Source organism: Acidimicrobiales bacterium (assembly GCA_035531755.1).
Taxonomy (GTDB): domain Bacteria; phylum Actinomycetota; class Acidimicrobiia; order Acidimicrobiales; family UBA8190; genus DATKSK01.
Genome location: DATKSK010000076.1, coordinates 18,602 through 43,162, shown reverse-complemented (window position 1 = coordinate 43,162; position 24,561 = coordinate 18,602). Strand labels below are relative to the sequence as shown.

Annotated in this window: 19 protein-coding genes; 3 read left to right on the top strand and 16 right to left on the bottom strand. The window is 73.4% G+C overall.

All coding sequences use genetic code 11. From position 1 onward, the window contains the following. Positions 1-93: 93 nt before the first annotated feature. Positions 94-774, bottom strand: coding sequence for a bifunctional nuclease family protein (locus VMV22_15040; GenBank protein ID HUY23646.1), 681 nt, complete (start codon positions 772-774; stop codon positions 94-96). Then, a complete protein-coding gene (gene rodA, locus VMV22_15035; GenBank protein HUY23645.1) occupies positions 771-1,910 on the bottom strand; it encodes a rod shape-determining protein RodA in 1,140 nt (379 codons plus the stop codon). Before rodA ends, VMV22_15040 begins: the two co-directional genes overlap by 4 nt. A gap of 32 nt (positions 1,911-1,942) precedes the next feature. On the opposite strand from rodA, the gene VMV22_15030 reads away from it, so the two are divergent. The 3 genes from VMV22_15030 (at position 1,943) to VMV22_15020 (ending at position 4,696) form a co-directional block, all read left to right on the top strand. Then, a complete protein-coding gene (locus VMV22_15030) occupies positions 1,943-2,893 on the top strand; it encodes a mechanosensitive ion channel family protein (protein HUY23644.1) in 951 nt (316 codons plus the stop codon). 78 nt (positions 2,894-2,971) lie between these two features. Next, positions 2,972-3,754 carry a sulfotransferase domain-containing protein gene (locus VMV22_15025; protein HUY23643.1) on the top strand — a complete coding sequence of 261 codons (783 nt, stop codon included), beginning with the start codon at positions 2,972-2,974 and terminating at the stop codon, positions 3,752-3,754. A 123-nt stretch (positions 3,755-3,877) separates the two neighbouring features. Next, the gene (locus VMV22_15020; GenBank protein ID HUY23642.1) at positions 3,878-4,696 is read left to right on the top strand and encodes a hypothetical protein; all 819 of its coding nucleotides are present in this window, start codon (positions 3,878-3,880) and stop codon (positions 4,694-4,696) included. Here VMV22_15020 and aroE read toward each other — a convergent pair. The 14 genes from aroE to yajC form a co-directional block, all read right to left on the bottom strand. Then, positions 4,683-5,591 (bottom strand): shikimate dehydrogenase, encoded by a 909-nt coding sequence (aroE, locus tag VMV22_15015; protein ID HUY23641.1) that lies wholly within the window; start codon positions 5,589-5,591, stop codon positions 4,683-4,685. The genes VMV22_15020 and aroE overlap by 14 nt on opposite strands. A 68-nt stretch (positions 5,592-5,659) precedes the next feature. Next, positions 5,660-6,646 carry an endolytic transglycosylase MltG gene (gene mltG / locus VMV22_15010; protein HUY23640.1) on the bottom strand — a complete coding sequence of 329 codons (987 nt, stop codon included), beginning with the start codon at positions 6,644-6,646 and terminating at the stop codon, positions 5,660-5,662. Positions 6,647-6,962: 316 nt separating this feature from the next. After that, complete coding sequence (gene ruvX, locus VMV22_15005) at positions 6,963-7,394, bottom strand: Holliday junction resolvase RuvX (protein HUY23639.1); 432 nt, start codon at positions 7,392-7,394, stop codon at positions 6,963-6,965. Between the two features lie 10 nt (positions 7,395-7,404). Continuing rightward, on the bottom strand, positions 7,405-9,966 hold the full coding sequence (gene alaS, locus VMV22_15000) for an alanine--tRNA ligase (GenBank protein HUY23638.1): 2,562 nt from the start codon (positions 9,964-9,966) through the stop codon (positions 7,405-7,407). A 142-nt stretch (positions 9,967-10,108) separates the two neighbouring features. Next, positions 10,109-10,396, bottom strand: coding sequence for a hypothetical protein (locus VMV22_14995; GenBank protein HUY23637.1), 288 nt, complete (start codon positions 10,394-10,396; stop codon positions 10,109-10,111). Between the two features lie 64 nt (positions 10,397-10,460). Continuing rightward, positions 10,461-10,949, bottom strand: a complete 489-nt coding sequence (locus VMV22_14990; GenBank protein HUY23636.1) for a hypothetical protein — start codon at positions 10,947-10,949, stop codon at positions 10,461-10,463. 7 nt (positions 10,950-10,956) lie between these two features. Then, positions 10,957-14,007, bottom strand: a complete 3,051-nt coding sequence (locus tag VMV22_14985) for a protease pro-enzyme activation domain-containing protein (protein HUY23635.1) — start codon at positions 14,005-14,007, stop codon at positions 10,957-10,959. 72 nt (positions 14,008-14,079) lie between these two features. Next, positions 14,080-15,423: a replication-associated recombination protein A gene (locus VMV22_14980; protein ID HUY23634.1), complete on the bottom strand. Its 1,344-nt coding sequence runs from the start codon at positions 15,421-15,423 to the stop codon at positions 14,080-14,082. Positions 15,424-15,444: 21 nt separating this feature from the next. After that, a complete protein-coding gene (aspS, locus tag VMV22_14975) occupies positions 15,445-17,223 on the bottom strand; it encodes an aspartate--tRNA ligase (GenBank protein ID HUY23633.1) in 1,779 nt (592 codons plus the stop codon). Then, on the bottom strand, positions 17,220-18,494 hold the full coding sequence (hisS, locus tag VMV22_14970) for a histidine--tRNA ligase (GenBank protein ID HUY23632.1): 1,275 nt from the start codon (positions 18,492-18,494) through the stop codon (positions 17,220-17,222). Before hisS ends, aspS begins: the two co-directional genes overlap by 4 nt. A gap of 7 nt (positions 18,495-18,501) precedes the next feature. Then, a complete protein-coding gene (locus VMV22_14965) occupies positions 18,502-20,745 on the bottom strand; it encodes a bifunctional (p)ppGpp synthetase/guanosine-3',5'-bis(diphosphate) 3'-pyrophosphohydrolase (protein ID HUY23631.1) in 2,244 nt (747 codons plus the stop codon). Between the two features lie 82 nt (positions 20,746-20,827). After that, the gene (secF, locus tag VMV22_14960) at positions 20,828-22,213 is read right to left on the bottom strand and encodes a protein translocase subunit SecF (GenBank protein HUY23630.1); all 1,386 of its coding nucleotides are present in this window, start codon (positions 22,211-22,213) and stop codon (positions 20,828-20,830) included. Then, positions 22,210-23,736: a protein translocase subunit SecD gene (gene secD, locus VMV22_14955; protein ID HUY23629.1), complete on the bottom strand. Its 1,527-nt coding sequence runs from the start codon at positions 23,734-23,736 to the stop codon at positions 22,210-22,212. The genes secF and secD overlap by 4 nt, the downstream gene beginning before the upstream one ends. Next, positions 23,733-24,437, bottom strand: coding sequence for a preprotein translocase subunit YajC (gene yajC, locus VMV22_14950; protein HUY23628.1), 705 nt, complete (start codon positions 24,435-24,437; stop codon positions 23,733-23,735). The genes secD and yajC overlap by 4 nt, the downstream gene beginning before the upstream one ends. Positions 24,438-24,561 lie beyond the last annotated feature (124 nt).

Below are 24,561 nucleotides of genomic sequence, written 5' to 3'. Positions count from 1 at the left end.
GCTGACTGTCGGCCACTGACCGTCAACTGCTGACCGTCAACTGCTGACCGTCGGCCGCTGACCGTCGGCCGCTGATCGCGGCGACCGACGAGCTCAGACCGGCGGCGCTGTCGGCGCGACCGTCCCGTCCGCGCCGACCCCCGGCGGTGCGGCGGCGCCGGTGAACACCCAGTCGGCCACGAGCACCGGCGTCGGCATGCGCTGGCGCAGGGCCAGAGCGATGGCGTCGGACGGCCGGCACGGCACGACCTTGCGGCCCCGCGGGCTCGACGTGTCGACCTCGGCGAAGAACACCTGCCCCCGGCGCACGGTGATACGCACCGCCTCGATGGTCACGTCGTGACGCTCGAGGATCTCGGCAAACAGCGCATGGGTGAGGGGACGGGGGGTGTCGATGCTCCGGTAGGCGTAGGCGATGGCGGTGCCCTCGGCCAGGCCCACGGGGATGCGCACCTCACGCCACGGGTCCTGGGCCTCGTGCAGGATCACCTCGGGATTGGCGTTCGGCAGTTCCATGGCGACGCCGGCCACCGCCACGATCCGCCACACCTCGGGAGGGTACGTCGGCGCGTCCGGGGACCCTGCGGCGCCGCCCTCGTCGGCAGAGGCGGCCCGGGGCCGCGGGTCCGCGAATGGATCGAAGGGGGCACGTTCGACGTCGCCGGGAGCGCTCGTGTCGGGAACCACCACCTCCGGGGCGACGACCGTCTCCACCGGCTGCGTCTCCACCGGCTGCGTCTCCACCCGGCCCGCGCCGGGCCCGAGGTCGGTCATCGTGACGACGCTCGCAGCTGTACCGACAGCGCGATGCCCACCGCCGAGAAGAAGGCCACGGTGGCCGATCCCCCGTACGACAGGAACGGGAGCGGGATCCCGGCGACCGGCATGATCTGCATGGCCATCCCGGCGTTCTCGAAGACGCTGAAGGCGATGAGCGTGAAGCATCCCGTGGCCAGCAGGCGACCGAAGGGGTCGCGCGCCAGCTGCGCGCTGCGCAGGACCCGCCACGACAGGACGCCCAGGAGCGCCAGCACGCCCGCCGCCCCCACGAATCCGAGCTGTTCGCCCACGGCCGAGAAGATGAAGTCGGTCTGCTGCTCGGGGACGTACGCCAGGTTGGTCTGCGATCCGTGGAACAGCCCCGTGCCGAACAGGCCCCCCGAGCCGATGGCGGCCACGGACTGGCTCACGTTGTAGCCCGTGCTCTGGAGGTTCTGGCCGTGCTGGAACAAGGCGGTGAGGCGGCCGAGCTGGTAGCTCTTCAGAAGCTTGAAGTGCACCACCGCGAACGCCCCCACCACCACGAGCAGGACGAGCAACATCAGGTAGCGGTTGGGGATGCCGGCGATCACGAGCATCACGAGCAGCACGACGCACATGACGATGCCGCTGCCGAGGTCCGGCTGCTTCACGACCAGCAGGATGGGGAGCGCGGCGAGCGCCAGGACCTTCAGCAGGTCGGTGCGGTCCAGGCCGTCGGGTCGTCGCGCGCAGAACGTGGCGACGGTCACGATGAGCACCAGGGTGGCGAACGCCGACGGCTGGATCTGGATCGGCCCCAGCTGCACCCAGCGGGTGGCGCCGAGGGCGCTCGTCCCGATCCCGGCGAACATGGCCAGCAGGGCGAGGATCATGACGACGTACAGCACGGCGCTGGCGTGCTCCAGCCAGCGGTAGTCGAGCACCGCCAGGACGATCATCACCGCGCCGCCCACCACCACGTAGGCGGCCTGCCGGGTGAGGAAGTAGTGGGGGTTGATCCCCGCCAGCGCCAGCTTGGACCGGGTGGCCGAGTACACGAGCACGACGCCCAGGCACGCCACGAGCAGGGTGGTCAGGATGAGCGCGACGTCGACCCGCAGGGCCAGCGGCCGACCGGCATTGGGGCTGTGGGATGCAGAGGTGCTCAACCAGGTGGCTCCGACGGACCAGAATACCGGTCGTGCTCAGTGGCGCCACATCGCCGGCGGTCGACCAGGGCTGGCTGTACCAGGTCCTGCGCTGGGCGGGCGTGGACCCCACGACGGCGTCCCACTGGCAGGGGGTGGTGATCAAGCCCGTCACCGTGGTCGTGATCGTCCTGGTGGCCTCGCTCGTCGGCTGGTTCGGCAACCGGGTGATCCGGCGCTGGATCGGCGCGGCCGCCCGCAAGGCCGTCTCCCGGTCCGACTCGCCCCGGGCCGAGGCCCGCGCCGCCACGCTCACCGGGCTGGTCGCCAACGTCTGGCGCGGGGTGATCGGCGCCGTGGCGTTCTTCGTCGCTCTCGGGACGATCGGGCTCAACCTGGCACCCCTGCTGGCGGGGGCCACGGTGATCGGCGCCACGCTGGGGTTCGGTGCCCAGAGCATGGTGCGGGACCTGCTGGCCGGGTTCCTCCTGACCGTGGAGGGCCAGTTCGACATCGGCGACACCGTCATGGTGGGCGACACGACGGGGACCGTCGAAGACCTCACGCTGCGCGTCACGCGCCTGCGCTCCTACGACGGCACCGTGTGGTTCGTGCCGAACGGCGAGATCCGCAAGCTGGCCAACTCCTCGCGCGGCTGGGCGCTGGCCACCGTGGACGTCCCGGTGCACGCCCGTGCCGACGCCGAGGAGGTGCTCGGCACCGTGCGCGCCGCCGCCGAGGCGGTGGCGGGTGACCCCCGCTTCGCGGCGTCGTGCCTCGAGACGCCCCGGCTGTGGGGTGTGGTCGCCGCCGATGCGGACACCTTCACCTGCCGGGTGTCGGTGCGCACCCCCACGTCCCAGCGCGACGGCGTCGCCCGGGCCCTGCGCGAGATGATCGTGCAACGCCTGCACGACGCCGGGGTCTACGCCGACGCCGGTGCCGTGGGCGCCGCCGCGCCCATCACGACGACCGGCGACGGGCCCGACCCGGCGGACACGTAGGCGCCCCGGGCCTCGATGGCGGACCGAGGAGCGCCGGGCCCGGCGCGGCGTGAGGTGCGAGGCCTGCCGAGGAGCCCGGTGCGCGGACGCGCCGTCGCGGCATGGCGCCTCGCCACCGCCTCACTCCGGCCCCTTCCCGACGTCGTGATCATCGGCACGCAGCGGGGCGGGACGACCTCGCTGTTCACCTGGCTGGCGGACCACCCGTCGGTGGCGCCCGCCACCACCAAGGAGGTGCACTACTTCGACCGCTTCTACGACAACGGCGAGCGCTGGTACCGCGCGCATTTCCCCATCACCGGCCGGGGGCGCCTGTCCCTCGAAGCCACGCCGTACCTGCTGTTGCACCCCCTCGCCCCGGCACGCGCCGCCGCGGACCTCCCCGAGTCGACGCGCTTCGTCGCCCTCCTGCGCGACCCGGTCCAGCGGGCCATCTCGCACTACTGGCACTCCCGGCGCATCCATGCCGAGACCGAGCCCCTCGACGTCGCCCTGGCGCTCGAGGACGAGCGCCTCGCCGGCCAGGAAGCGCTCGTGCTCGCCGGCCGGGAGAGCGCCGCCTACCGCAATTTCTCCTACAAGACCCGGGGCCACTACGCCGAGCAGCTCCGGCGGTGGTTCGCCGTCGTCGACCGGGAGCGCATCCTGGTCATGGCGAGCGAGGAGCTGTGGAGCGCGCCGGGCCCGGCCCGGGTGCTCCAGTGGTTGGGACTGCCGCCGCAGCACGCCGGCTTCCCGGCGACCAACGAAGCCCCGAGGTCCGCCGACGACACGCCCGTGGTCGACATGCTGCGAGCGCACTTCTCGCCCTTCAACGACGACCTCTTCGAGCTGTTGGGGCGCACGTTGTGGGCACGCTGACCTCCGCCGACCGGATTCCCGGCCCGACCGGGGGGCGCGCCGCCTAGGACCGCCGGTGCCTGTAGATTCGGGCTGTTGTCAGGGGGGTTCTCGGGGGGGGCTGCCGTGGGTACCAGGGGGTGCATGGGCCGCGATCTGCGTGGGCGGGAGCGCCGACGGCGGCTTTCCGGGGTCGCAGCCCTCGGCGCCGTGCTGGCGTCCGTCGCCCTGCTGACGGCGGCCTGCACCGTCCCGTACGCCTCCGACTACTTCGGGCGCACGGTGAGCGGCGGCTGGGGCAGCGCCCTGATCGGCGGCCCATGGACCGAGGTGAAGGGGACGCCGAGCGAGCTGTCGGTCAACGGCTCGGCGGGGGTCTTCGCCATCCCGGCCGGGAACTACCTGAGCGCCGAGCAGATCCTCACGCTCCCCCAGACGTCGGTGCGCGACTACACCGGGAGCTTCGACGTCACCTTCATGGAGAACATCAGCACCATCGGCCCGAAGTACGGCGGGGTGGTGGCGTACCTCGTGGCCCGGTACCAGAACTCGTCGGCGACGGGCTACTACCGGATAGGCATCGTGTGGGACGCCGGCACGCGCCGGCTGTGGCTGCGCACGCAGAACGCCGCGGGCAAGGGTGCACCGTCCAACTGGACCATCGAGCAGAACACCGGGATCGACCCCGTGCAGGACTATCCCGGTGGCGGGCCCTACGCGTACCACGTGATGGTGCACGTCGCCGGCGCCTTCCCGACGACATTCGCCTCCAAGGTGTGGAAGGTGGGCTCGCCCGAACCGAGCTCGTGGATGCTGACGGGCAGCGACCCCGGCAACCTCGGTCCCCAGGTGCCCGGGCCCATCGGCGTGCGCGCCAGCAACGACCTGCAGACCGGTCCCGGGACGTACCCCGCCTTCACGGCTCACGTCGAGGTGAGTGCCATCACCGTCACGGGTCCCTGACGGGGCGCTCCACGGGGGACGCCCCCCGCGGAGCGCTCGGCCGTCGTGGCCTCACGAAGCCCTCGCCCAGACCGCTGTCGTCCCCGGACAGCCGCGCCTCGGCCACCGACCACATGGCGTCGACCGGCACGGCGCGCCCGGTCCACAGCTCGAGCGCCAGCGCCGCCTGATGGACCAGCATCCCGAGGCCGCCGACGGGTGTGGCCCCGCGCGCCGCGGCTTCCCGCAGGATCGGCGTCTCGGCCGGCAGGTAGACGAGGTCGGCGACCACCTGGCCGGGGTGCAGTGCGCCGGGGTCCACTGGCAGCGCGTCACCGTCGGCGCCCGCCCGCGCCGCCATCCCTACCGGCGTGGCCTGCACCACCAGCTCGGCGTCCGCCACGTCCGCATGGGTTCCCACCCGTCCCACCCGGCCGGCGAGCGCCGCCGCCGCCTCGGCACGTGACGCCGTCCGGTTGACGACCGCCACGTCGGACGCCCCCGCCTCCGATAGCGCCAGGACGACGGCCCGCGCCGCGCCGCCGGCCCCGATCACCAGGCAGCGCCGACCACTCGGCTCGAACCCCACGGCGCGCCGCAGGGCCGTCAGGAAACCCTCGCCGTCGGTGGAGTCCCCCAGCAGCTCGCCGTCGCGCAGGGTCACGCAATTGACGGCCCCGAGGCGCCGGGCCACGTCACTGGCGGTGTCCACGCACCGGAAGGCGTCCTGCTTGTGGGGCATCGTCACCGACAGCCCGGCCAGTCCCAGGGCCCGCATCCCGGTCAGGGCGTCGGCCGCCGCGCCGGCCCGCACCGCGAACGCCACCGACACCCAGTCGAGCCCCAGGGCGTCGAAGGCGGCGTTGTGCAGCAACGGTGACATCGAGTGGCTGACGGGGTCGCCGATGACACCCACCACCCTCGATGCTCCCGTCGGCCACGTCGGCGACTGCCGGGCGTCGTCGTGCATGCGCGCTCCCGCCGCTATCCGAGGCCCCGGCTCTTCGCCAGCTGCTCGTTCGCCTGCTGCCCGGCGAAGGTGTCGGCGAAGGCCTCGGTCCCGTCCTTGGACACCACCACGAAGTAGAGCCAGTTCCCCGGCGTGGGCGCCAGCGCGGCCTGCAGCGACGCCTTCGACGGGAAGCAGATCGGCGTCGGGGTCAGGCCCTTGTGCAGGTACGTGTTGTACGGGGTGTCGAGCGCCAGGTCGGCGGCCGTCACCTGCCCGCCGTCGCGGTGCTCGGAGTACAGCACCGTCGAGTCCATCTGCAGCGCCTTGCCGAGGGCCAACCGGTTGTAGATGACGCGCGCCACCTTGCCGAGGTTGGCCGGGTACACGCCTTCCTTCTGCACGATCGACGCCACGGTGATGGCCTGGTACGGCGTCACGCCGAGCGCCGACGCCCCCGGGGCCAGCCCGACGGCCGCCGCCGTGGCGTCGAAGCGGTCGATCATCTCCGCGAGCAACGTGGCGTCGCTCTCCCCCGGCAGCACCGTATAGGTCCCCGTGCCGAGCAGCCCGTCCATGACGGTCGAGCCCGCCGGCTGGTAGGGCGAGCGCAGCGCGCCCGACGTCACGAGCGACAGGAAGTGGGCGCCGTCGTGGCCCGGGACCTGCCCCACCCGGCCCGCCACCTCGTCGACGGTGAACCCGGAGAGCACCGTCACCGCGTAGACGTTGGGACCGTCGGCGAGCCGGGCGCGCACGTCGGAGAAGCTGTCGTTGCGGTACAGCACGTAGCGGCCCGGCTGCACGACAGGTGTGCCGTGGAGCACCAGGAACACCCGGAAGGCGAGCGAGCTGCCCACGACGTGCTGGCGGACCAGGGTTGCGGTCACCGCGCTGAGCGACGACCCCGCGTCGATGGTGACCACGGTCTTCGGGCCCGGGGTCCCCGGGTTGGCGGCACCCTCGTACCAGACCACGGCGCCGGCGAGCAGCCCGAGCACCACCAGGGCGAGCACGGCCACGGCGGTCCGTACCGGGTGGCGCCGGGCGGCACCCCATGTGCCCCCGCCGGGGGGCCTCCCACCACCGGCCCCGCCGGGCGGCCCTCCGGCCCCGGCCCCGGCGGGCGTCCCTCCGGCCCCGGGCTCCGACACCTCCCCAGGCGTCCCCGCTCCCCCCGGCCCCGGCCCGGCGGCGGGCACCCCGTCGTCCGCAGGCACAGCGCCCCCGGGCAGCGCGTGGTCGCCGGGCAGCGTGCCCGTGGTCGCGGCCGTTGCGGCCGTTGCGGCCGTTGCGGCCGTTGCGGCCGTTGCGGCCGGGGCCGGACGCGGCGGGCCGTCAGGCATCCCCCGACCCCCGGTGGTTGTCGAGCCACGCCTGGAGCATGACCGTCGCCGCCGCCTGGTCGATCTTCGCGCGCTGGCGCGGTCCCCGGTGCCCGGCGGCAGCCAGCGACCGGGCCGCGCTGACGGTCGTCAGGCGCTCGTCGAACGTCTCCACGGGGACCCCCCGAGACGCCAGTGCCTCCGCCAGGGACGCCGCCTCGGCCTGGGCCGCCCGGGCGGCGGGGCCCACGCGCCCGTCGAGGCTGAGGGGCAGGCCCACCACCACCAGCCCGGCCTCGACCTCGTCCACCACACCCGCGAGGGCCTCCCACACCGTCTGGGCGTCGCCGCGGCGCTCGATCGTGCACCACGGCGAGGCCAGGGTGCCCCGGCCGTCCGACACGGCGACCCCGACGCGGCGTTGGCCGAGATCGACCCCGACCACGCGCACCGGCTCAGGCGCCGCCGAGCCGACGCCGCGCCTGCGCCAGCAGGTCGTCGATCTTCGAGGCGTCGGGCCCAGCGGCGGTGGCCAGCTCGGCCGAGCCCCCGCCCCCGCCGCCGACGACCTGGGCGAGCTCCTTGACCGTGACGCCGGCGTCCACGGCCCCGTCGCCCGACGCCACCGCCACCGCCGCTCTGGCGCCGTCGGGGGAGCCCGCCACCACCACGACCCGGGCGCCCCGGCCGCGTACCGCCTGGGCCAGGTCGCGCAGCTGGTCGGCGGACAGGCCGTCCTGGCGGTGCACGGCGACGCCGTTCTCGGCCAGCCCGGCGAGGCGCGCGGCGTCCTCCTGCAGGCGCGCGCCCCGCAGGCGCTGCAGCTCCTTGTCGGCCTGGCGCTGGCGGTCGAGCACCTTCTGGAGCGCGTCGAGCACGCCCTGAGGCTCGACCCGCAGCAGGCGCGCCGCCTCGTCGAGGGTGCGCCGGCTCTCCCCCATGAGGGCCAGCGACGCCGCCCCGGTGACGGCCTCGATGCGCCGGGTGTTGGACCCGATCGACCCCTCCGACACGATGGTGATGGGGCCGATCATGCCCAGGGCGTCGACGTGTGTCCCGCCGCACAGCTCGGTGGAGTGGGTGCCGGCGCGCACGACGCGCACCCGTTCGCCGTACTTGTCGCCGAAGAACGCCAGCGCGCCGAGCGCCTCGGCTTCGGCCTTCGACGTCTCGATGACCTCGACGGGAGCGTCGGTGAGGACGTCGGCGTTGGCGGCGCCGGCCACCTCCCGCAGCTCCTCGGGCTTCAGCCCCTTCGGATGCGAGAAGTCGAAGCGCAGGCGGTCCGGGGCCACCAGGGAGCCCTGCTGGCGGACGTGGTCGCCGAGCACCTGGCGCAGCGCGCTGTGCAGCAGGTGCGTGCCGGTGTGGTGGCGGCGCGTGGCCTCCCGGCGCGACGCGTCGATGACCGCCAGGGCGTCCTGCCCGGGGAAGAGCTCCCCCTCCACCGTGGCCCGGTGCACCACCAGGCCCGGGAGCACGCTCTGCGTGTCCACCACCGTGGCCCGCCCCGTCTCGGTCGTGATCACGCCCGTGTCGCCGACCTGGCCGCCGGACTCGGCGTAGAACGGGGTCTGGTCGAGGACGATCTCGGCGGTGCCGGGCTCGGGGCCGGCGAGCACCGCCACCACGCTGGCGGGCTCCTCGTAGTGCTGGTAGCCGGTGAAGCGCGTCGGGCCCGAGGCGTCGAGCAGCTCGCGGTAGGTGGACTCCTCGCCGACGGACTGGCGCCGGCGCCGGGCGTCGGCCTTCGCCATCTCCCGTTGCGCGGCCATCTCCCGCTCGAAGCCCTCGGTGTCGACCTCGACGCCGGCCTCGGCGGCCATCTCCATGGTGAGCTCGATGGGGAAGCCGTGGGTGTCGTGCAGCCGGAAGGCGACGTCGCCGGGCACGCGGCCGCTCCCGGTGCGCAGCGCCTCCTCGAGGATGACCGACCCGGCGTCGAGGGTGCGCCGGAAGGCGCCCTCCTCACGCTCCACCGTCTCCTGGATGCGGTCGAGCTCGTCGCGCAGCGTCGGGTGGGCGGCGCCGAGCACGTCGGCCACGGCGGCCACGAGCCGCGGCGTGATGGGCTCGAGCACACCGAACTGGAAGGCGCGGCGCACCGCCCGGCGGATGACGCGGCGCAGGACGTAACCCCGGCCCTCGTTGGCGGGCATGACCCCGTCGGCCACCACCATGGCCATGGCCCGGGCGTGGTCGGCGAGGATGCGGAGCGACACGTCGGCGTGCTCGTCGGCGCCGTAGCGGGCGCCGGTGACCTCCTCGGCCACGGCCAGGACGGGACGGAACACGTCGGTGTCGAAGACCGTGTCCACGCCCTGGAGCATGGCGAGGTTGCGCTCGAGCCCGGCACCGGTGTCGATGCTCTTGCGCGGCAGGTCGGCGAGCGACCCGTCGGCGGACCGGTCGTACTGCATGAAGACGAGGTTGTACATCTCGACGTAGCGGTCCTCGCCGCCGTGGGCGGGGCCGCCCTCGGCGCCGAAGGCGGGGCCGCGGTCGAAGAACAGCTCCGAGGACGGGCCGCACGGGCCGGTGTCGCCCATCTTCCAGAAGTTGTCCTCGCCCAGCCGCTGGACGCGCTCGGCCGGGATGGCGGTGGCGTCGAGCCAGATCTCCCGAGCCTCGTCGTCGGTCTCGTGGACCGTCACCCACAAGCGATCCGCGTCGGCCCCGAGGACCTCGGTGAACAGCTCCCAGGCGAGCGGGATGGCGTCGGCCTTGAAGTAGTCACCGAAGCTGAAGTTCCCGAGCATCTCGAAGAACGTGCAGTGCCGGGCCGTGGTGCCGATGATGTCGATGTCCACGGTGCGGAAGCACTTCTGCACCGACGTCGCCCGCGGCCAGGGGGGACGCTCCTCTCCGAGGAAGTAGGGCTTGAACGGCACCATGCCGGCGATGGTGAACAGCACGGTGGGGTCGTGCGGGATGAGGCTCGCCGAGGGGACGACCTGGTGCCCGCGCGCCGCGTAGAAGCCGGTGAACGTCGAGCGGAGCTGGTTGGCGTCCATCATCGGCCCGATCCTACCGGCCGCCCAGCGGCGCCCGGTGCGCCGGCGCGGCCGGGATTGGGCCTCCGGCCAGCGATTTCAGCGCGGCGCAGCCCCCTGCGTGCGTCCCCGCCCCGGCCGGTGCGGGTGGGCCCGGAGGTGCGGTTCAGTGCGGCAGGTGGTTCCGGGTGGCGCCGGGGGCGGGCCGCTCCCGGGCGGCGATGTCGCGCCACAGGTCGTCCTCGCGCCGTCGGGCGCCGTCGCGCCCGGCGTCCAGCGCACTGCGCACCCGGTCGGCGGCACCCTTCGTCGTGCGGTCCACCGCCGCCGCGAGGTCACCGGCGACAGCACCCGGCCTGACGCGCTTCGACAGGCGCTCGAGGCGCCGGCGTGTCCACAGCGTGCCCCCGGCGCCCAGCGCCGCCCCGGCCGCCAGCCACAAGGGCCGGCGCATCACGACCGCACCCCCGGCGTCCGCCGGCGAGGTGTCACGACGGCGCCCGTGGTCGGCGGACCGGTCACGACCGCATCCCCGTCGTCCGCCGGCGGCGTCGCCGCGTCGGCGCCGTGTGCGACGACCGGTCGCGGCGTGTGCCGGGCACGGACGCGTGCCCGTTGGTCGCCGCCGCGGCCCGCACGGCGTCGGGGGACGGGCCGCGGCCGAAGAAACGCCGCACGGCGCTGCCCATGCCGGTGCCGTAGGCGAGGATCTTCACGACGGGGTTCGACAGGGCCCGGTAGGCCAGGCGCGACGCCGAGTCCACGGTGGCCGAGACGGCCTCCGCCGAGTCGAGGACATCGCCCACCCGCACCATCTCGGTGGCGGCCTGGTCGACCACGACGCGGGCGTCTCGGACGAGTGGGACCGTCTCCCGACGCAGCTCCTCCACCGCCTGCCCGAGCTCGCGCACACGCCGGCTGAGCACGACGGTGATCACCACCAGCACGAGCGAGGTGATACCGGCGGCGATGCCGGCGACCAGCACGGCGACGTGGTCGGCGGTCATGGTCGCCTCATCCTACGGTGCCGATGTCGGGGGGCGCACCCATGCCCACCATGGGCCTGTTGAGCGGGGAGCCCCCCATGGAGCCGAAGAACCCGCCGTAGCGCCCGCCGAAAGCGAAGATGCCGCCGTCCGAGGCCACGAGCCAGTAGCCGTGCCCGTCGGGCGTGGCCGCCATGCCGACGACGGGTTGGTTGAGGTGGATGTCGCCCGTCGACCCGTGGAAGGCGGCGTCTCCGAAGGAGAAGATGCCGCCGTCGGAGGCGACCTCCCAGTAGCCGCCGCCGTCGGGCGTGGCCGCCATGCCCACGACCGGTTGGTTGAGGCGCGTGCCGCCCATCGAGCCCTGGAAGGCGGCGTCGCCGAAGGCGAAGATGCCGCCGTCGGAGGCCACGAGCCAGTAGCCGGCGCCGTCGGGCGTGGCCGCCATGCCCACGACCGGTTTGTTGAGGCGCGTGCCGCCGGTGGAGCCGTAGAAGCCGGCGTCGCCGAAGGCGAAGATGCCGCCGTCGGAGGCCACGAGCCAGTAGCCGGCAGCGGACGGTGTCGACGCCATGCCGACGATCGGTCGATTGAGTGCCATGCCCCCCATGGAGCCGTGGAACCCGAGTTGCCCGAAGGAGAAGATCCCGCCGTCGGAGGCGACCTCCCAGTAGCCCGCAGGGCCGACGTAGGTGAACGGCAGGGAGCCGTCCTCGCCGAGCGCGTCGTCGGTCGTCTTCACGAGCACCTTCACCGTGGCCCACCCACCGGTGGGCGACGGCGGCATCTGCACCGTGATCGAGCTGCCCGACTGCGCCAGGATGTCGGCGGGGTTGCCGTTGCCGGCGTCGACCTCGGTCACGCCCCCGAGGTTCGACCCCGAGATGGTCACGACCGTGCCGCCGGCGGCGGGGCCCGACGTCTCCGAGATGCCGCTCGCCGACGGGCACAGGTCCGGCGGCGGCGATTGCAGGGTGCTCACGACCGTCGCGGCGATCGGGGTCCCGAGGCCCGTGGCGAGGTCGTACCCCGGCGTCGCCGGGTAGTAGGGCCCGCCCGGGACGTGGGGCGCGTCGCTCGGCTGGGACCCGTTGGGCTGGTTGTTGCCCACCGTCACGTCGTTGAACGTGGCCCTGCCCGCGCAGCGCGACTGGTACAGGACGGGGTTCACGAAGCCGACCGGCTGCGACAGTCCCTGGTCGGCGAGCGCGGTCAGCGCCGCCCACATCGGCGACGACATGCTCGTGCCGCCGATCCTCGCCCACCCCGAGAAGCACGAACAGTAGACGGCGAGCCCGGTGCGGGGGTCGGCGTCGGCGGCCACGTCGGGGACCTGCCGGCACGATGCCGTGCCCGCCCCCGAGCTCACCGCGCAGGGCTGCACCCCGGTGAAGGTGTTCGGGGAGGCGGTGTACGCGTTCTGGACGCCGGGGCCCTGCTGCCATGCCGGCATGGTCCAGGTCGTCGACACGCCCCCGCCGCCGGTGCCGGCGAAGAGCCCCGAGTTCCACACCGACTCCGTGGGCGCGGGGCCGAGGGCGCTCAGGGTCGTCCCGCCCACGCTCGTCACCCATGGTTGGCTGGCCGGGTCGTCGTCCTGGAGCCGGGTGTCGCTCGAGCTCGGGAAGAAGAAGCAGTCCTCGGATCCCTCGTCACCTGCCGCCGTCGTCACCGTCTGTCCCTGGGCCACGGCCTGCTGGAAGATGGCCGACTCGATCTGCCGCACGACGGGAGCCGTCTGGGCCTCGCACTGGCCCCAGCTGGTGGAGATCACCTGCGGCAGCGTCGAGTCGTCGACCATGGCGATGTACGTGTCGAGGGGACCGCTCCCCCCGTTCGGCCCGACATAGACCCGGACGCTGGACTGTGGGGCCATGCCCACCACCATCTCGATGTCGAGGGCGGCTTCGCCTCCCTCGGGGCCCACGTTGGGGTCGGCGCTGTCCACCGACACCCCCGTGACCGGGGCCGTGATGGCCGGCGTGAAGCAGCCCTCGTAATGGGCGATGTCCGTCGGGGTGAAGGGCTCGAGCTCGTACACGCCGACGGTGACGCCGCTCCCCTCCGTCCCGCCGGTGTACAGGCTTGCGAACGAGTAGGCCTGGGCCAGTTTGTCGACCGTCAGGCCACCCGAGCTCTGGGGGTTGGCGGAGATCGCCGCCTGGCACCCCACGGTCGGGGTCGGGCCGGTGAGGCGCGGGGCGGGGCCGGACGTACGGGGCGCGCCGTTCGTCGCAGCCTGGCCGGCGGCCGGGCCGGTCCGGGTCCCCGTGCCCGCGGCCGGGTTGGCGCTCGCGGCTTCGGGCCGGCTGGCGCTCACGGCCGGGCTGGCGCTCGCGGCCGGGCTGGCGCTCACGGCCGGGCTGGCGCTCACGGCCGGGCTGGCGCTCACGGCCGGGCTGGCGCTCACGGCCGGGCTGGCGCTCACGGCCGGGCTGGCGCTCGCCGCTTCGGGCCGGACCAGCTCGGGGGTGGGCACGGCCAGGTCGTCGAGCCCGACGACGCCGGCCACCACACCCGCCAGGTGGGCGGGCACCAGGGGCCCCGCCGTCGGTGCATGGGCCGTGCGGCCCGTGGGCAGGCGGTACTGCTCGAGCCCCACGCCGAAGGCCCGGCCCATCTGGGCGGCGGTGCCCGATACCGGCACGACGAGGCCGTCGCTCGCCGTCGCGCCCACGACCAGGCCGCGGCCGGCGAGCCACGCCCGCACCGACGAGATGGTCGCCGGTGTCGCCCCGAAGACTCCCCCGAACGCCCCGGGGGCGAGGTAGTGACGGAACGACGCCGACCCCGGTGTCGACACCGCCGTGTCGAAGGCCTCCAGGGCGGCCGGGTGGCGCGGGTCGAGCACCACGTCGGCGTGAAGGGCGGTCGATGCCGGGAGCGCCCCCTCCGCCCGGCTGCCGGTCGGCAGGGTCGGCACGCTCGCCGCCGACCGCACCCACGCGGCCGGGTGCATGCCGCCGGACACCGCGCCGGCCACGCCGCCCCCCGTCACCAGCGTCAGGGTGCCGGGCACGACCAGGGCCGCCAGCACGGCCGTCGCCACCCGTCGCCGGTGCCCGGACGGGCGTGTCATCCCCGCACCGCGCGCCGGGGAACGGTCGTCCCGGCACTCCCGCCGGGCCCCCGGCATCCGACTGTCACCGGCTCAGTCTGCTCGGTCCGCCGGTCCACCGGTGTCGCGCCGGCGTCCGCGCATGCGCTCGGCGATCGCCTCCTCGGCGCCGTGCTCGCTGGGCTCGTAGTAGACGTGCCCCGCCACCTGTGGGGGCCGGTAGTCCTGCTCCACCCAGCCCCGGGGATCGTCGTGGGGGTATCGGTAGCCCTCGCCGTGGCCGATGCCCTTGGCCGACCAGTAGTGGGCGTCACGCAGGTGGGTGGGGACGTCGGCGCGCGGGCCCTCGCGGGCGTCGGCCCGGGCCCGTCCGAGCGCCGTGGTCACCCGGTTCGACTTCGGGGCGCACGCCAGGTAGACGACCGCCTCGGCCAGCGAGAGCTGGGCCTCGGGCAGGCCCACGAACTCGACGGCACGCGCCGCGGCGTCCGACACGACCAGGGCCATGGGGTCGGCCAGGCCCACGTCCTCGCTGGCCAGGATCACGAGGCGCCGGGCGATGAAGCGGGCGTCCTCTCCCCCCTCGAGCATGCGGGCCAGCCAGTACAGCCCGGCATCGGGGTCCGACCCCCGGATCGACTTGATGAGCGCGCTCACCTGGTCGTAGTGGGCGTCCTGGCCCTGGTGCAGCAGGCGCCCCGCCCGGGCGCGCTCGATGACGGCGGTGGTGATCACCTCACCGCGGGCCAGGGCGACGGCCACCTCGAGCGTGCCCAGGGCGGCGCGGGCGTCGCCGTCGGCCAGCGACACGACGGCGGCCACGGCGGCGGCGTCGGCCCGGGCGTCCTCGGCGGCGAGACCGCGGCGGACCACCTCGGCGATGTCCTCGTCGGCGAGCGGCTCGAGGCGCCACAGCGTCGCCCGGCTGAGCAGCGGCGAGTTCACCGAGAAGAAGGGGTTCTCGGTGGTGGCGCCGATGAGGACCACCAGGCCCTCCTCGACCGCGGGCAGCAGGGCGTCCTGCTGGGCCTTGTTGAAGCGGTGCACCTCGTCGACGAAGAGGATGGTGCCGCGGCCCTGCTCGCCGAGGCGCCGCCGCGCCCCCTCGATGGCCTGGCGCACGTCGGCGACGCCGGCGTTGACCGCCGACAGGGGGACGAAGGTCTTGGCGGTGGTGGCCGCCACCACCTGGGCGAGGGTCGTCTTCCCCGTGCCGGCGGGGCCCCACAGGATGGCCGAGGTGAGGCGGTCCGCCTCGATCAGGACCCGAAGGGGCGCATCGGGCGCCACCAGGTGGCGCTGGCCCACGATGTCGTCGAGGGTGCGCGGGCGCAGCCGCGCCGCCAGGGGGGCACGGTCACGCAGACGCTCCGTCGCCGCCTGGGCGAAGAGGTCCGGGGCATCACCGTCGGGCCGGCGCACCGGCCGGTTCGCCACGGTCCGTCCTCCCCGCCGTGCTCAGTCGCCCGGAGGGATGACGCGCAGGCCCAGGTCGCGCAGGGCGTCGGGCGGGAGGGCCTTGGGCGCCCCGGTCATGGGGTCGGTCCCCGACTGCGTCTTCGGGAAGGCGATCACCTCGCGCAGGTTCTCCTCGCCCGACAAGATGGCGCACAGGCGGTCGATGCCGACGGCGAAGCCCCCGTGGGGCGGGGCGCCGTAACGGAAGGCACCGAGGAGGAAGCCGAAGCGGGCCTCGGCCTCCTCGGGCGGGATGCCGAGCGCGTCGAACACCGAGCGCTGGATGTCCTCGCGGTGGATACGGATGGAGCCCGACCCGAGCTCCCAGCCGTTCAGGACGAGGTCGTAGGCCTGGGAGCGCACCCGCAGCGGGTCGGACCCGAGCAGCTCGATGTCGTCGGGGTGCGGCATGGTGAACGGGTGGTGGGCGGCCTGGGGGTTGCCGTCGTCGTCGGTGCCGTCGAAGAGGGGGAACTCCGTCACCCACAGGAAGCGCCGCTCGCCCTCGGACACCGGGGGGCGGCCGAGGTCGAGGCGCACCTGGCCGAGCACCTCACAGGCGCGGCGCCACTCGTCGGCCACCACCAGGACCAGGTCCCCCGCCACGGCCCCGGTGCGCGTCACGATGCCGGACCGCTCGGCGTCCGACAGCACTTTGTCGAGCGGGGACTGCAGCGTCACCGGCCCGCCGCCCGCAGCGTCGGCCGTGGCGTCGGCCGTGGCGTCGGCCGTGGCGACCCGGAACCACGCCAGGCCCTTGGCCCCGAGCGCCTTGGCCCGCTCCACCAGGGCGTCGAGCCGGTTGCGGCCCAACGAGGCCCCGTCGGGGACGCGCACCGCCTTCACGCACGGCGCCGCCAAGGCCCGCACCTGCGTCCCGGCGAAGACCTCGCCCAGGTCGACGAGCTCCATCCCGAAGCGCAGGTCCGGCTTGTCCACGCCGAATCGGTCCATGGCCTCGTGCCACGTCATGCGCTCGATGGTCCCGGGGGGCTCCCCTACGGCCGCCTCGGTGGCGTCGACCACCGCCACGGTGACGGCGTCGCGCACGTCGCGCTCGGTCACGAAGGACGCCTCGATGTCGAGCTGGGTGAACTCGAACTGCCGGTCGGCGCGCAGGTCCTCGTCGCGCAGGCACCGCGCCACCTGGAAGTAGCGGTCGACGCCCGCCACCATGAGCAGCTGCTTGGCGATCTGCGGGCTCTGCGGCAGCACGTAGAACTTGCCCCGGTTGAGCCGCGAGGGGACGGCGAACTCCCGGGCGCCCTCGGGCGTGGGCGTCCACAGCAGTGGCGTCTCCACCTCGCAGAACCCCTGGCGCACCATGGCGGCCCGCATGGCGCCCAGCACACGCCCGCGCAGGCGGAGGTTCCGCTGCATGCGCGGCCGGCGCAGGTCCACGAAGCGGTAGCGCAGGCGCACGGCCTCGTCGGTCTCGGCCCGGTCGTCGACCGGGAACGGCGGGGGTTCCGCCGAGGCCAACACCTCCACCGCGCAGTCGGTGAGCTCGACCTCACCCGTGGGCAGCTCGGCGTTGACGGTGCCCTCCGGGCGGCGGCGGACCGTCCCCTCCACGCGCACCACCCACTCGCTGCGGACGTCCACCGTGCCGTCCACGACGCACTGCACGATGCCGCTGAAGTCGCGCAGGTCCACGAAGGCGAGGTGCTCACCGTGCTCGCGGCGCCGCCCCACCCACCCGCACAGCGTCACGCGCTCCCCGGCGTGCTCGGGGCGCAGCTCGCCGCACACATGGGTCCGCATCCCCGTCGCCGTCACCGCTCGCTCCCCGCGTCCGTCAGCCAGGCCACCACCTCGTCCCGCCCCACCGGCTCCTGGGCCCCCTCGGCACGCAGGGGACGCACCGTCACCACGTGGCGCTCGAGCTCGTCGGGCCCCACGATCAGCGCGTAGCGGGCGCCCGAGCGATCAGCCTGCTTGAGCTGGGACTTCAGCGACCGCCCATCGTAGGCGCGCACCGCCGCCAGGCCCGCCGCCCGCAGCTCGGCGGTGAGGTCGCGCGCCACCTCGCCGCCCGTCACATCGACCACGAAGGCGTCCGGCGATGGCGGTGCGACCGGGAACACACCCTCGGCGTCGCAGGCCATGAGGAGCCTCTCGATGCCGATGCCGAAGCCGATGCCGGGCGTGGGCTCACCCCCGATGGCCTCGGCCAGGCCGTCGTAGCGGCCCCCGCCGCCCACGGCGTTCTGGGCGGACGTGAGCGCCAGCGCCGAGAACTCGAACGTCGTGCGGGTGTAGTAGTCGAGCCCCCGCACCAGCCGCGGCTCCAGCCGGTGGGCGACGCCGAGGGCGCCCAGGCCCTCCCGCACGCGGGCCAGGTGGGCGGCGCACGCCTCGTCGAGGTAATCGGTGATGCGGGGCGCGCTCTCGGTGGCGGCGCGGCACGCCGGGCGCTTGCAGTCGAGGACCCGAAGCGGGTTCACCCGGTACCGCTCACGGTGCTCGTCGCACAGCTCGTCGCGGTGCTCGTCCAGATAGGCCCGCAGCGCGTCGAGGTACGCCGGCCTGCACTCGGCGCAGCCCATGGAATTCACAGCCAGGTCCACCCGCTCGAGGCCGAGCCAGGCGTACAGGCCGGCGGCCAGCGCGATCACCTCGACGTCGACGTCGGCGTCGTCGGTACCGAGCACCTCCACCCCGAGCTGATGGTGCTGCTTGTAGCGGCCCGCCTGGGGCCGCTCGTAGCGGAACGCCGGCGTGACGTACCACGCCTTCCACGGCACCGGCGGGTGGTGCTGTACGAAGGCCCGCACCACCGACGCCGTGCCCTCGGGGCGCAGCGCCACGTCGCGCCCGCCCCGATCGGCGAACTCGTACATCTCCTTGCGCACCACGTCGCTCTCGTCGCCGATGCCGCGGCGGAAGAGGGCGGCGTCCTCGAACATGGGGCTGAGCACGAGCCCGAACCCCGCCAGGCGCGCCCGGCGGGCGAACTCGCCCACCAGCCGCTCCCAGCGCGCCGAGTCCGGCCACAGCACGTCGTGGGTTCCCGCGGGGGCGCGCAGCGGCGCCTGGTGCTCGCCCACCTGTGGCTCAGCCCTTCCGGCCGGGCAGCGTGCGGAAGGCGTCGAACACGCCGTCGAGGTGCTTGAGCGAGCTGAGGAGCGACTCGAGGTGCCCGGGGTCGGCCAGCTCCACGTCGAAGTGCATGCGGCTGACGCGGTCGGGGGCGGTCTGCGAGGACGACGACACGATGTTGAGGTGGTGCTCGGACACCACCCGGGTGACGTCCGCCAGCAGGCGTGAGCGGTCGAAGGCCAGCACCTCGATGGACGCCACGAACACCGTGGTCCCCTCGCGGTCCCATTCCACCTCGATCATGCGCTCCTGGCCCCCGGCCGCCAGGGCGGAGGCGTTGGCGCAGTCCGCCCGGTGCACGCTCACCCCGCGCCCGCGGGTGACGAAGCCCACGATCTGGTCGCCCGGGACCGGGGTGCAGCAGCGCGACAGCCGCACCATGACGTCGTCGAGCCCCTCGACGTAGACGCCGACGGGCGAGCCGCGCCGCGTACGCGTGCTCAGGCCCGGGCCCACCGCGGTCGGCAACTGCTCCTCGCCCCCGCCCCCGCGCAGGTCGCGCGCCAGGCGCTGGGCGACCGAGCGCGCCGACACGTGGCCGTCGCCGATGGCGGCGTGCAGGGCGTCGAGGTCGAGGTAGTTCATGTCCCCGGCCAGGCGCTCCAGGGCGTTCGAGGCGGCCAGCTTCTGCACCGGCAGGCCCTCGCGGCGCAACGCCTTGATCAGCTCCTCGCGGCCGGTGTCCATGGCGTCCTCGCGCCGCTCGCGCGAGAACCACTGTCGGATCTTGTTGCGCGCCCGCGGCGACGCCACGATCTGGAGCCAATCGCGCGACGGGCCGGCGGAGGGGACCTTCGAGGTGATGATCTCGATGGTGTCGGCCGACTGCATCGGCGTGTCCAGGGGGACCAGCCGGCCGTTCACCTTCGCCCCGATGCAGCGGTGCCCGACCTCGGTGTGGATCGAGTAGGCGAAGTCGATGGGCGTCGACCCCGCGGCCAGGGCGATGACCTTGCCCTTGGGCGTGAAGACGTAGACCTCGTCCTGCTCGAGGTCGAGCTTGAGCGTCTCGAGGAACTCGAAGGGGTCGATGGTGTCCTGCTGCCAGTCGACGATCCGCTGCAGCCAGGCCATCTCGGCCGTGGTGGCGGCCGCCCCGTCCTTGGACTGCTCCTTGTAGCCCCAGTGCGCGGCGATCCCGTACTCGGCGCGCCGGTGCATCTCCTGGGTCCGGATCTGCACCTCGATGGGCTTGCCCTCGAGCCCGATCACGGTGGTGTGCAGCGACTGGTAGAGGTTGAACTTCGGGCTGTTGATGTAGTCCTTGAAGCGGCCCTGCACCGGGCTCCAGATGGCGTGGATCGAGCCGAGGGCGGCCCAGCAGTCCTTTTCGGACTCCACGATGACGCGGATGCCGACCAGGTCGTGGATCTCGGCGAACTCCTTGCCGCGCACCACCATCTTCTCGTAGATGCTCCACAGGTGCTTCGGCCGCCCGGTGACGTCGGCCTTGACCCCCGAGGCGTTGAGCCGCTCGCGCACGGCCACCAGGACGTTGGCCAGGTACTCGTCGCGCTCGGGGGCCCGGGTGGCCACCATCTGCTCGATCTCCGCGTAGCGCTTGGGGTGCAAGGTGGCGAAGGCCAGGTCCTCGAGCTGCCACTTCAGCTCCTGGATCCCGAGGCGGTGCGCCAGCGGCGCGTAGATGTCGAGGGTCTCCTGGGCGGTGCGGCGCTGCTTCCACTCCGGCATCACGGCGACGGTGCGCATGTTGTGGAGGCGGTCGGCCAGCTTGATGACGAGCACGCGCCAGTCGTTGGCCATGGCCACGAGCATCTTGCGGACGGTGGCGGCCTGCTGCGCCTCCTTGGAGTCGAACTGCAGGCGGTCGAGCTTCGTCACCCCGTCGACGATGACGGCCACCTCGGGCCCGAACTCCTCGGTGACCTTTTCGAGGGTGAGCCCGGTGTCCTCGACGGCGTCGTGCAGGAGGGCGGCCGCCACCGAACGGGCATCGAGGCCGAGGTCGGCCACGATCGTGGCCACCGCCACGGGGTGGGTGATGTAGGGCTCGCCGGTCTGGCGCAACTGGCCCCGGTGGGACTCCTCGGCGAGCTGGCCGGCCCGGGCGATCAGCTTCGCGTCGGCGGCCGGGGACCGCGGCCGGCGGGCGTCGTAGGCCGCCAGCACGCCCCCCACCAGGTCGTCGAGCATCGTCGGGCGGCGGAACGGTGCAGCCAGGCGCTCGACGGTGACCACCCACTCACCGTACCCGCCCCACCGGCCCGAGCGGTCTGACCCCGACCTCTCGCGAGCCCGAACGCCAGAAGCCCAGGAACGGCTAGCGGCGACGGCCGCCCTTCTTGCCACCCTTGCCCTTGCGGGGCCGGGGCGCGGGGCGAGCCTGGCCGGACGCGGCCGGGCGAGCACCACGGCCCGAGCCGTTCGATCTGCTCCCGGCACCGGCGCGCGCCGGGGTGGCCACGTCCTCGTCCGTACCGGGGGCGTCGTCGAGATCCGCCCCGGCGTCGGCCGCGGGCGGGCGTCGCGTCGCTGAGCCCGGACGCAGCACGCCGGGCGCGCCCTGGGCGGCCTGCGCCCGGCGCCGGGCGTTCGTGCCCTGTGACCCGCCGCCCCTCGTCCCGCCGGCGCCGCCCGCCAGGGCCAGCGTGGCGGCCTGCCTCGGCGTGAGGAGCCCGGCCCGGTCCGAGCGGTTGGCGAGCTTGTTGCGGATGCTGATGTAGCGCGGCTCGCGCTCCTTCAGCGACGCCAGGACGGGCGATGCGATGAAGATCGACGAATAGGCCCCTGAGGTGAGACCGATGACGAGGGCGAGCCCGAAGTACTGCAGGGTCGTGGCACCGAGCAGCTGGGCACCGATGACGAGCACGGCCAGCACCGGCAGGATGGCCACCAGCGAGGTGTTGATCGACCGGGCGAGGGTCTGGTTCATCGACAGGTTGACGATGTCCTCGTACGTCATGCGGCCCGACGCCGTGAGGCCCTTGCTGTTCTCCTTGACGCGGTCGAACACCACCACCGTGTCGTAGAGCGAGTACCCGAGAATGGTCAGCAGGGCGATCACCGTGTCCGGGGTGACCTGGAAGCCCGCCAACGAGTAGACCCCGGCCGTCACGGCGAGGTCGTGGATCACCGCGATGAGCGCCGCCATGGCCATCTTCCACTCGAACCGGAACGAGATGTAGACGACCACCACCACGAAGAAGACGAGAACGGCGATGACGGCTTTCTGGCTGATCTGGCTCCCCCACGTGGGACCGATGTCGGTGACCGACACCAGGGGGGCGGGAACGTGGCCGATGCTCGCCAGGGCCTCGGTCACGGCCTGCTTGATCCTCGTCTGTTGGCTGCTCGCCTGCTTGTTGAGGTCGGCCTGGACCTGGACGTGGGCGTCGGCCCCGCGGCCCAGGACCTGGACGGTGGCGCCGGTGAGCCCGGCACGGGTGACGGCGGTCTGCACGTCGCTCACGGTGTGCCCGTTGGCCGGGACCTCCCACGAGGTCCCGCCCTTGAACTCGATACCCCAGTTGAAGCCTCTCACCGCGAACGACGCCAAGCCGGCGACGATGATGACGGCGGACAGCGCGTACCACCACCGACGGCGGCCGACGAAGTCGAACGACGTGTCGCCCCGGTACAGGCGGACGAAGGCGTTCGGGCGCTTCGTCGCCGCTTCCTGCTCGACGTCCTCGTCGATCACGCTCATGCCGCCTCGCTCTCCATGGCCAGCCCCCGCGCCACGCCGAAGCCGCGGGCCTCGGTGATCCACCGGCTCCGCCCGAGCAGGATCACGAGCGGGCGGGTGAAGAAGAAGGTGGTGAAGACGTCGAGGAGGGTGGACAGTCCCAGGAAGAAGGCGAAGCCACGGACCGACCCCACGGCGAAGATGTACAGCACGATGGCGGCGGCGAGGGACACGGCGTCGGCCGCCAGCACGGTCCGGAAGGCGCCCCGGAAACTACGGTCGACACTGGTGCGCACGGATCTCCCCGAGCGCGCCTCGTCTTTGAGTCGTTCGAAGTAGACGATGTAGGAATCCACCGTGATCCCGACCGAGACGATGACGCCCGTCACGCCGGCCAGGTCGAGGGTCAGGTTCATCGCCGAGTGCCCGAGGGCGGAGACGATCGCCCACAGCAACCCGGCCGTGGTCAGGAGGCCGGCCACCACGACGATCCCGAGCACGCGGTAGTAGAGGATCGTGTAGATGAGCACCAGGGCCAGGCCGCCGATGCCGGCCAGCAGGCCGGCCTTCAGCGAGGACTTCCCGAGGGTCGGCGAGACGCTCTCACGGGTGAGGATGTTCAGGCGGACGGGCAGGGCACCGTAGTTGAGCTCCAGGGCGAGGTTCTTGGCCGTCGCCTGGGTGAAGTTCCCGCTGATCTCACCCTTCCCCTGGAACGACGAGAACGCCGTCACGTCGGGCTGGATGATCGGTGCCGACTCGACGAGGCCGTCGAGGTCGATGGCGACGTACTGGTGGAAGCTCTGCTGGGCCACCTGGTCCCAGGCAGGCGAGCCCTTCGAGGTCAGGGTGTAGCTCACCGCCCAGGCGTTGATGGTCGTGTCGAACACCGCCGACGCCGAGGCGATGGCGTTTCCGTGCAGCGGAGACGGCCCGAGCACGAAGCGGGAGTACTGCTGCGCGCCCGCCAACGGGTCAGCCTTCAAGAGGACCACCTTGTTGGGGTCGTCCTGGGCGGCGGTGGTCGAGGCGTACGGGGTGAAGGTCGGGTCGGGAGGCACCGAGTTGGCGGTGTAGCCGTTCGGGGAGCTCGAGTTCGGGGTCACCGCCAGGTTGGCCTGGGTCGTGGCGTAGGTGGGCTGGCACGCCGGCAGCGCGCCCGTCGGGGCCTTGCCCTTGGCCGGGGCGTTGTAGGGGGCGGCTCCGCACAGGACGGGGCGGAAGTAGAGCTGGGCCGTCTGGCCGATGAGGTCGATCAGCGCCTGGGGGTTGCTGATGCCCGGGAACTGCACGACGACGTTGCCCCCCTGGGAGCTCACCTCGGCCCCCGACACGCCGGCGGCGTCGACACGGTTCCGGATGATGTTGACCGTCGTGTCCATCTCGCCGCTCGGGATCGCGTGGGCCGGCTTGTAGACGACCTCGGACCCGCCGGCCAGGTCGAGCCCCAGCTTGGGCGCCCACCCGGCACCGAGCGTGGCGCCGAAGACGGCCACCGCGATGACGATCGTGGTGGCCAGGCTGACGACGAGCGAGCGCTTCACCGCGTGCGCTTCTCCCCGGAACCGTCGTGGTCGTCCTCGTCCCCGTGGGCCGGGCCCGATGCGTCCCCGGGCGCGCCGGAGGTCCCGTGGTCCCCCTGCGCGCCACTGCCGACGTCCGTCGGCGCGTCCGCGTCGTGCTCGTCGTGGCCGGCAACGCCGTTCACCTCGTGACCCTGCACCGCCTCGTGGTCGGCGTCATGCTCGTGGTCGGCGTCATGCTCGTGGTCGGCGTCGTGCTCGTGGTCGGCGTCGTGCTCGTGGTCGGCGTCGTGCTCGTGGTCGGCGTCGTGCTCGTGGCCGTGCTCGTATTCGTGGTAGGCGTCATGCGCCTCGTTCTCGTCGCGATCGTCCCAGCCCGGCTCGTTGTCGATGGGCTCCGTGAGCCTCCGGGCGATGGTCGAGCGCAGCACGGTGATACGGGTGCCGGGGGCCGTCTCCAGGGTGACGCGGTCGGCCTCGACGTCGAGGACCGTTCCGAAGATCCCGGCGCCGGTCAGGACCTCGTCACCGGCGGAGAGCTCCATGAGCGTGTCGCGCTGGCGGCGCGCCGCCTGCGCCCGCGGCCGCAGGAAGAAGAAGTAGGCCAGCCCGAAGATGACAAGGAGTGGCAGGATCGAGACGAAGGCGTTGCCCTGCGTCGTCTTGGTGGTCGAGCTCGATGCCGCCCACAAGGAGGCGAGGACGGCGGGCGCGCTGTGCATGGGGAGTGGGATGGCGGTCTCCGGGGATTTTCGGAACGGCCGATGTTACTCCAGGGGCGCCTCGGGGCCTCAGCAGGCCGTCCCCGGCACCACCATCAGGACGCCGACGAAGCGTCCCCCCTCG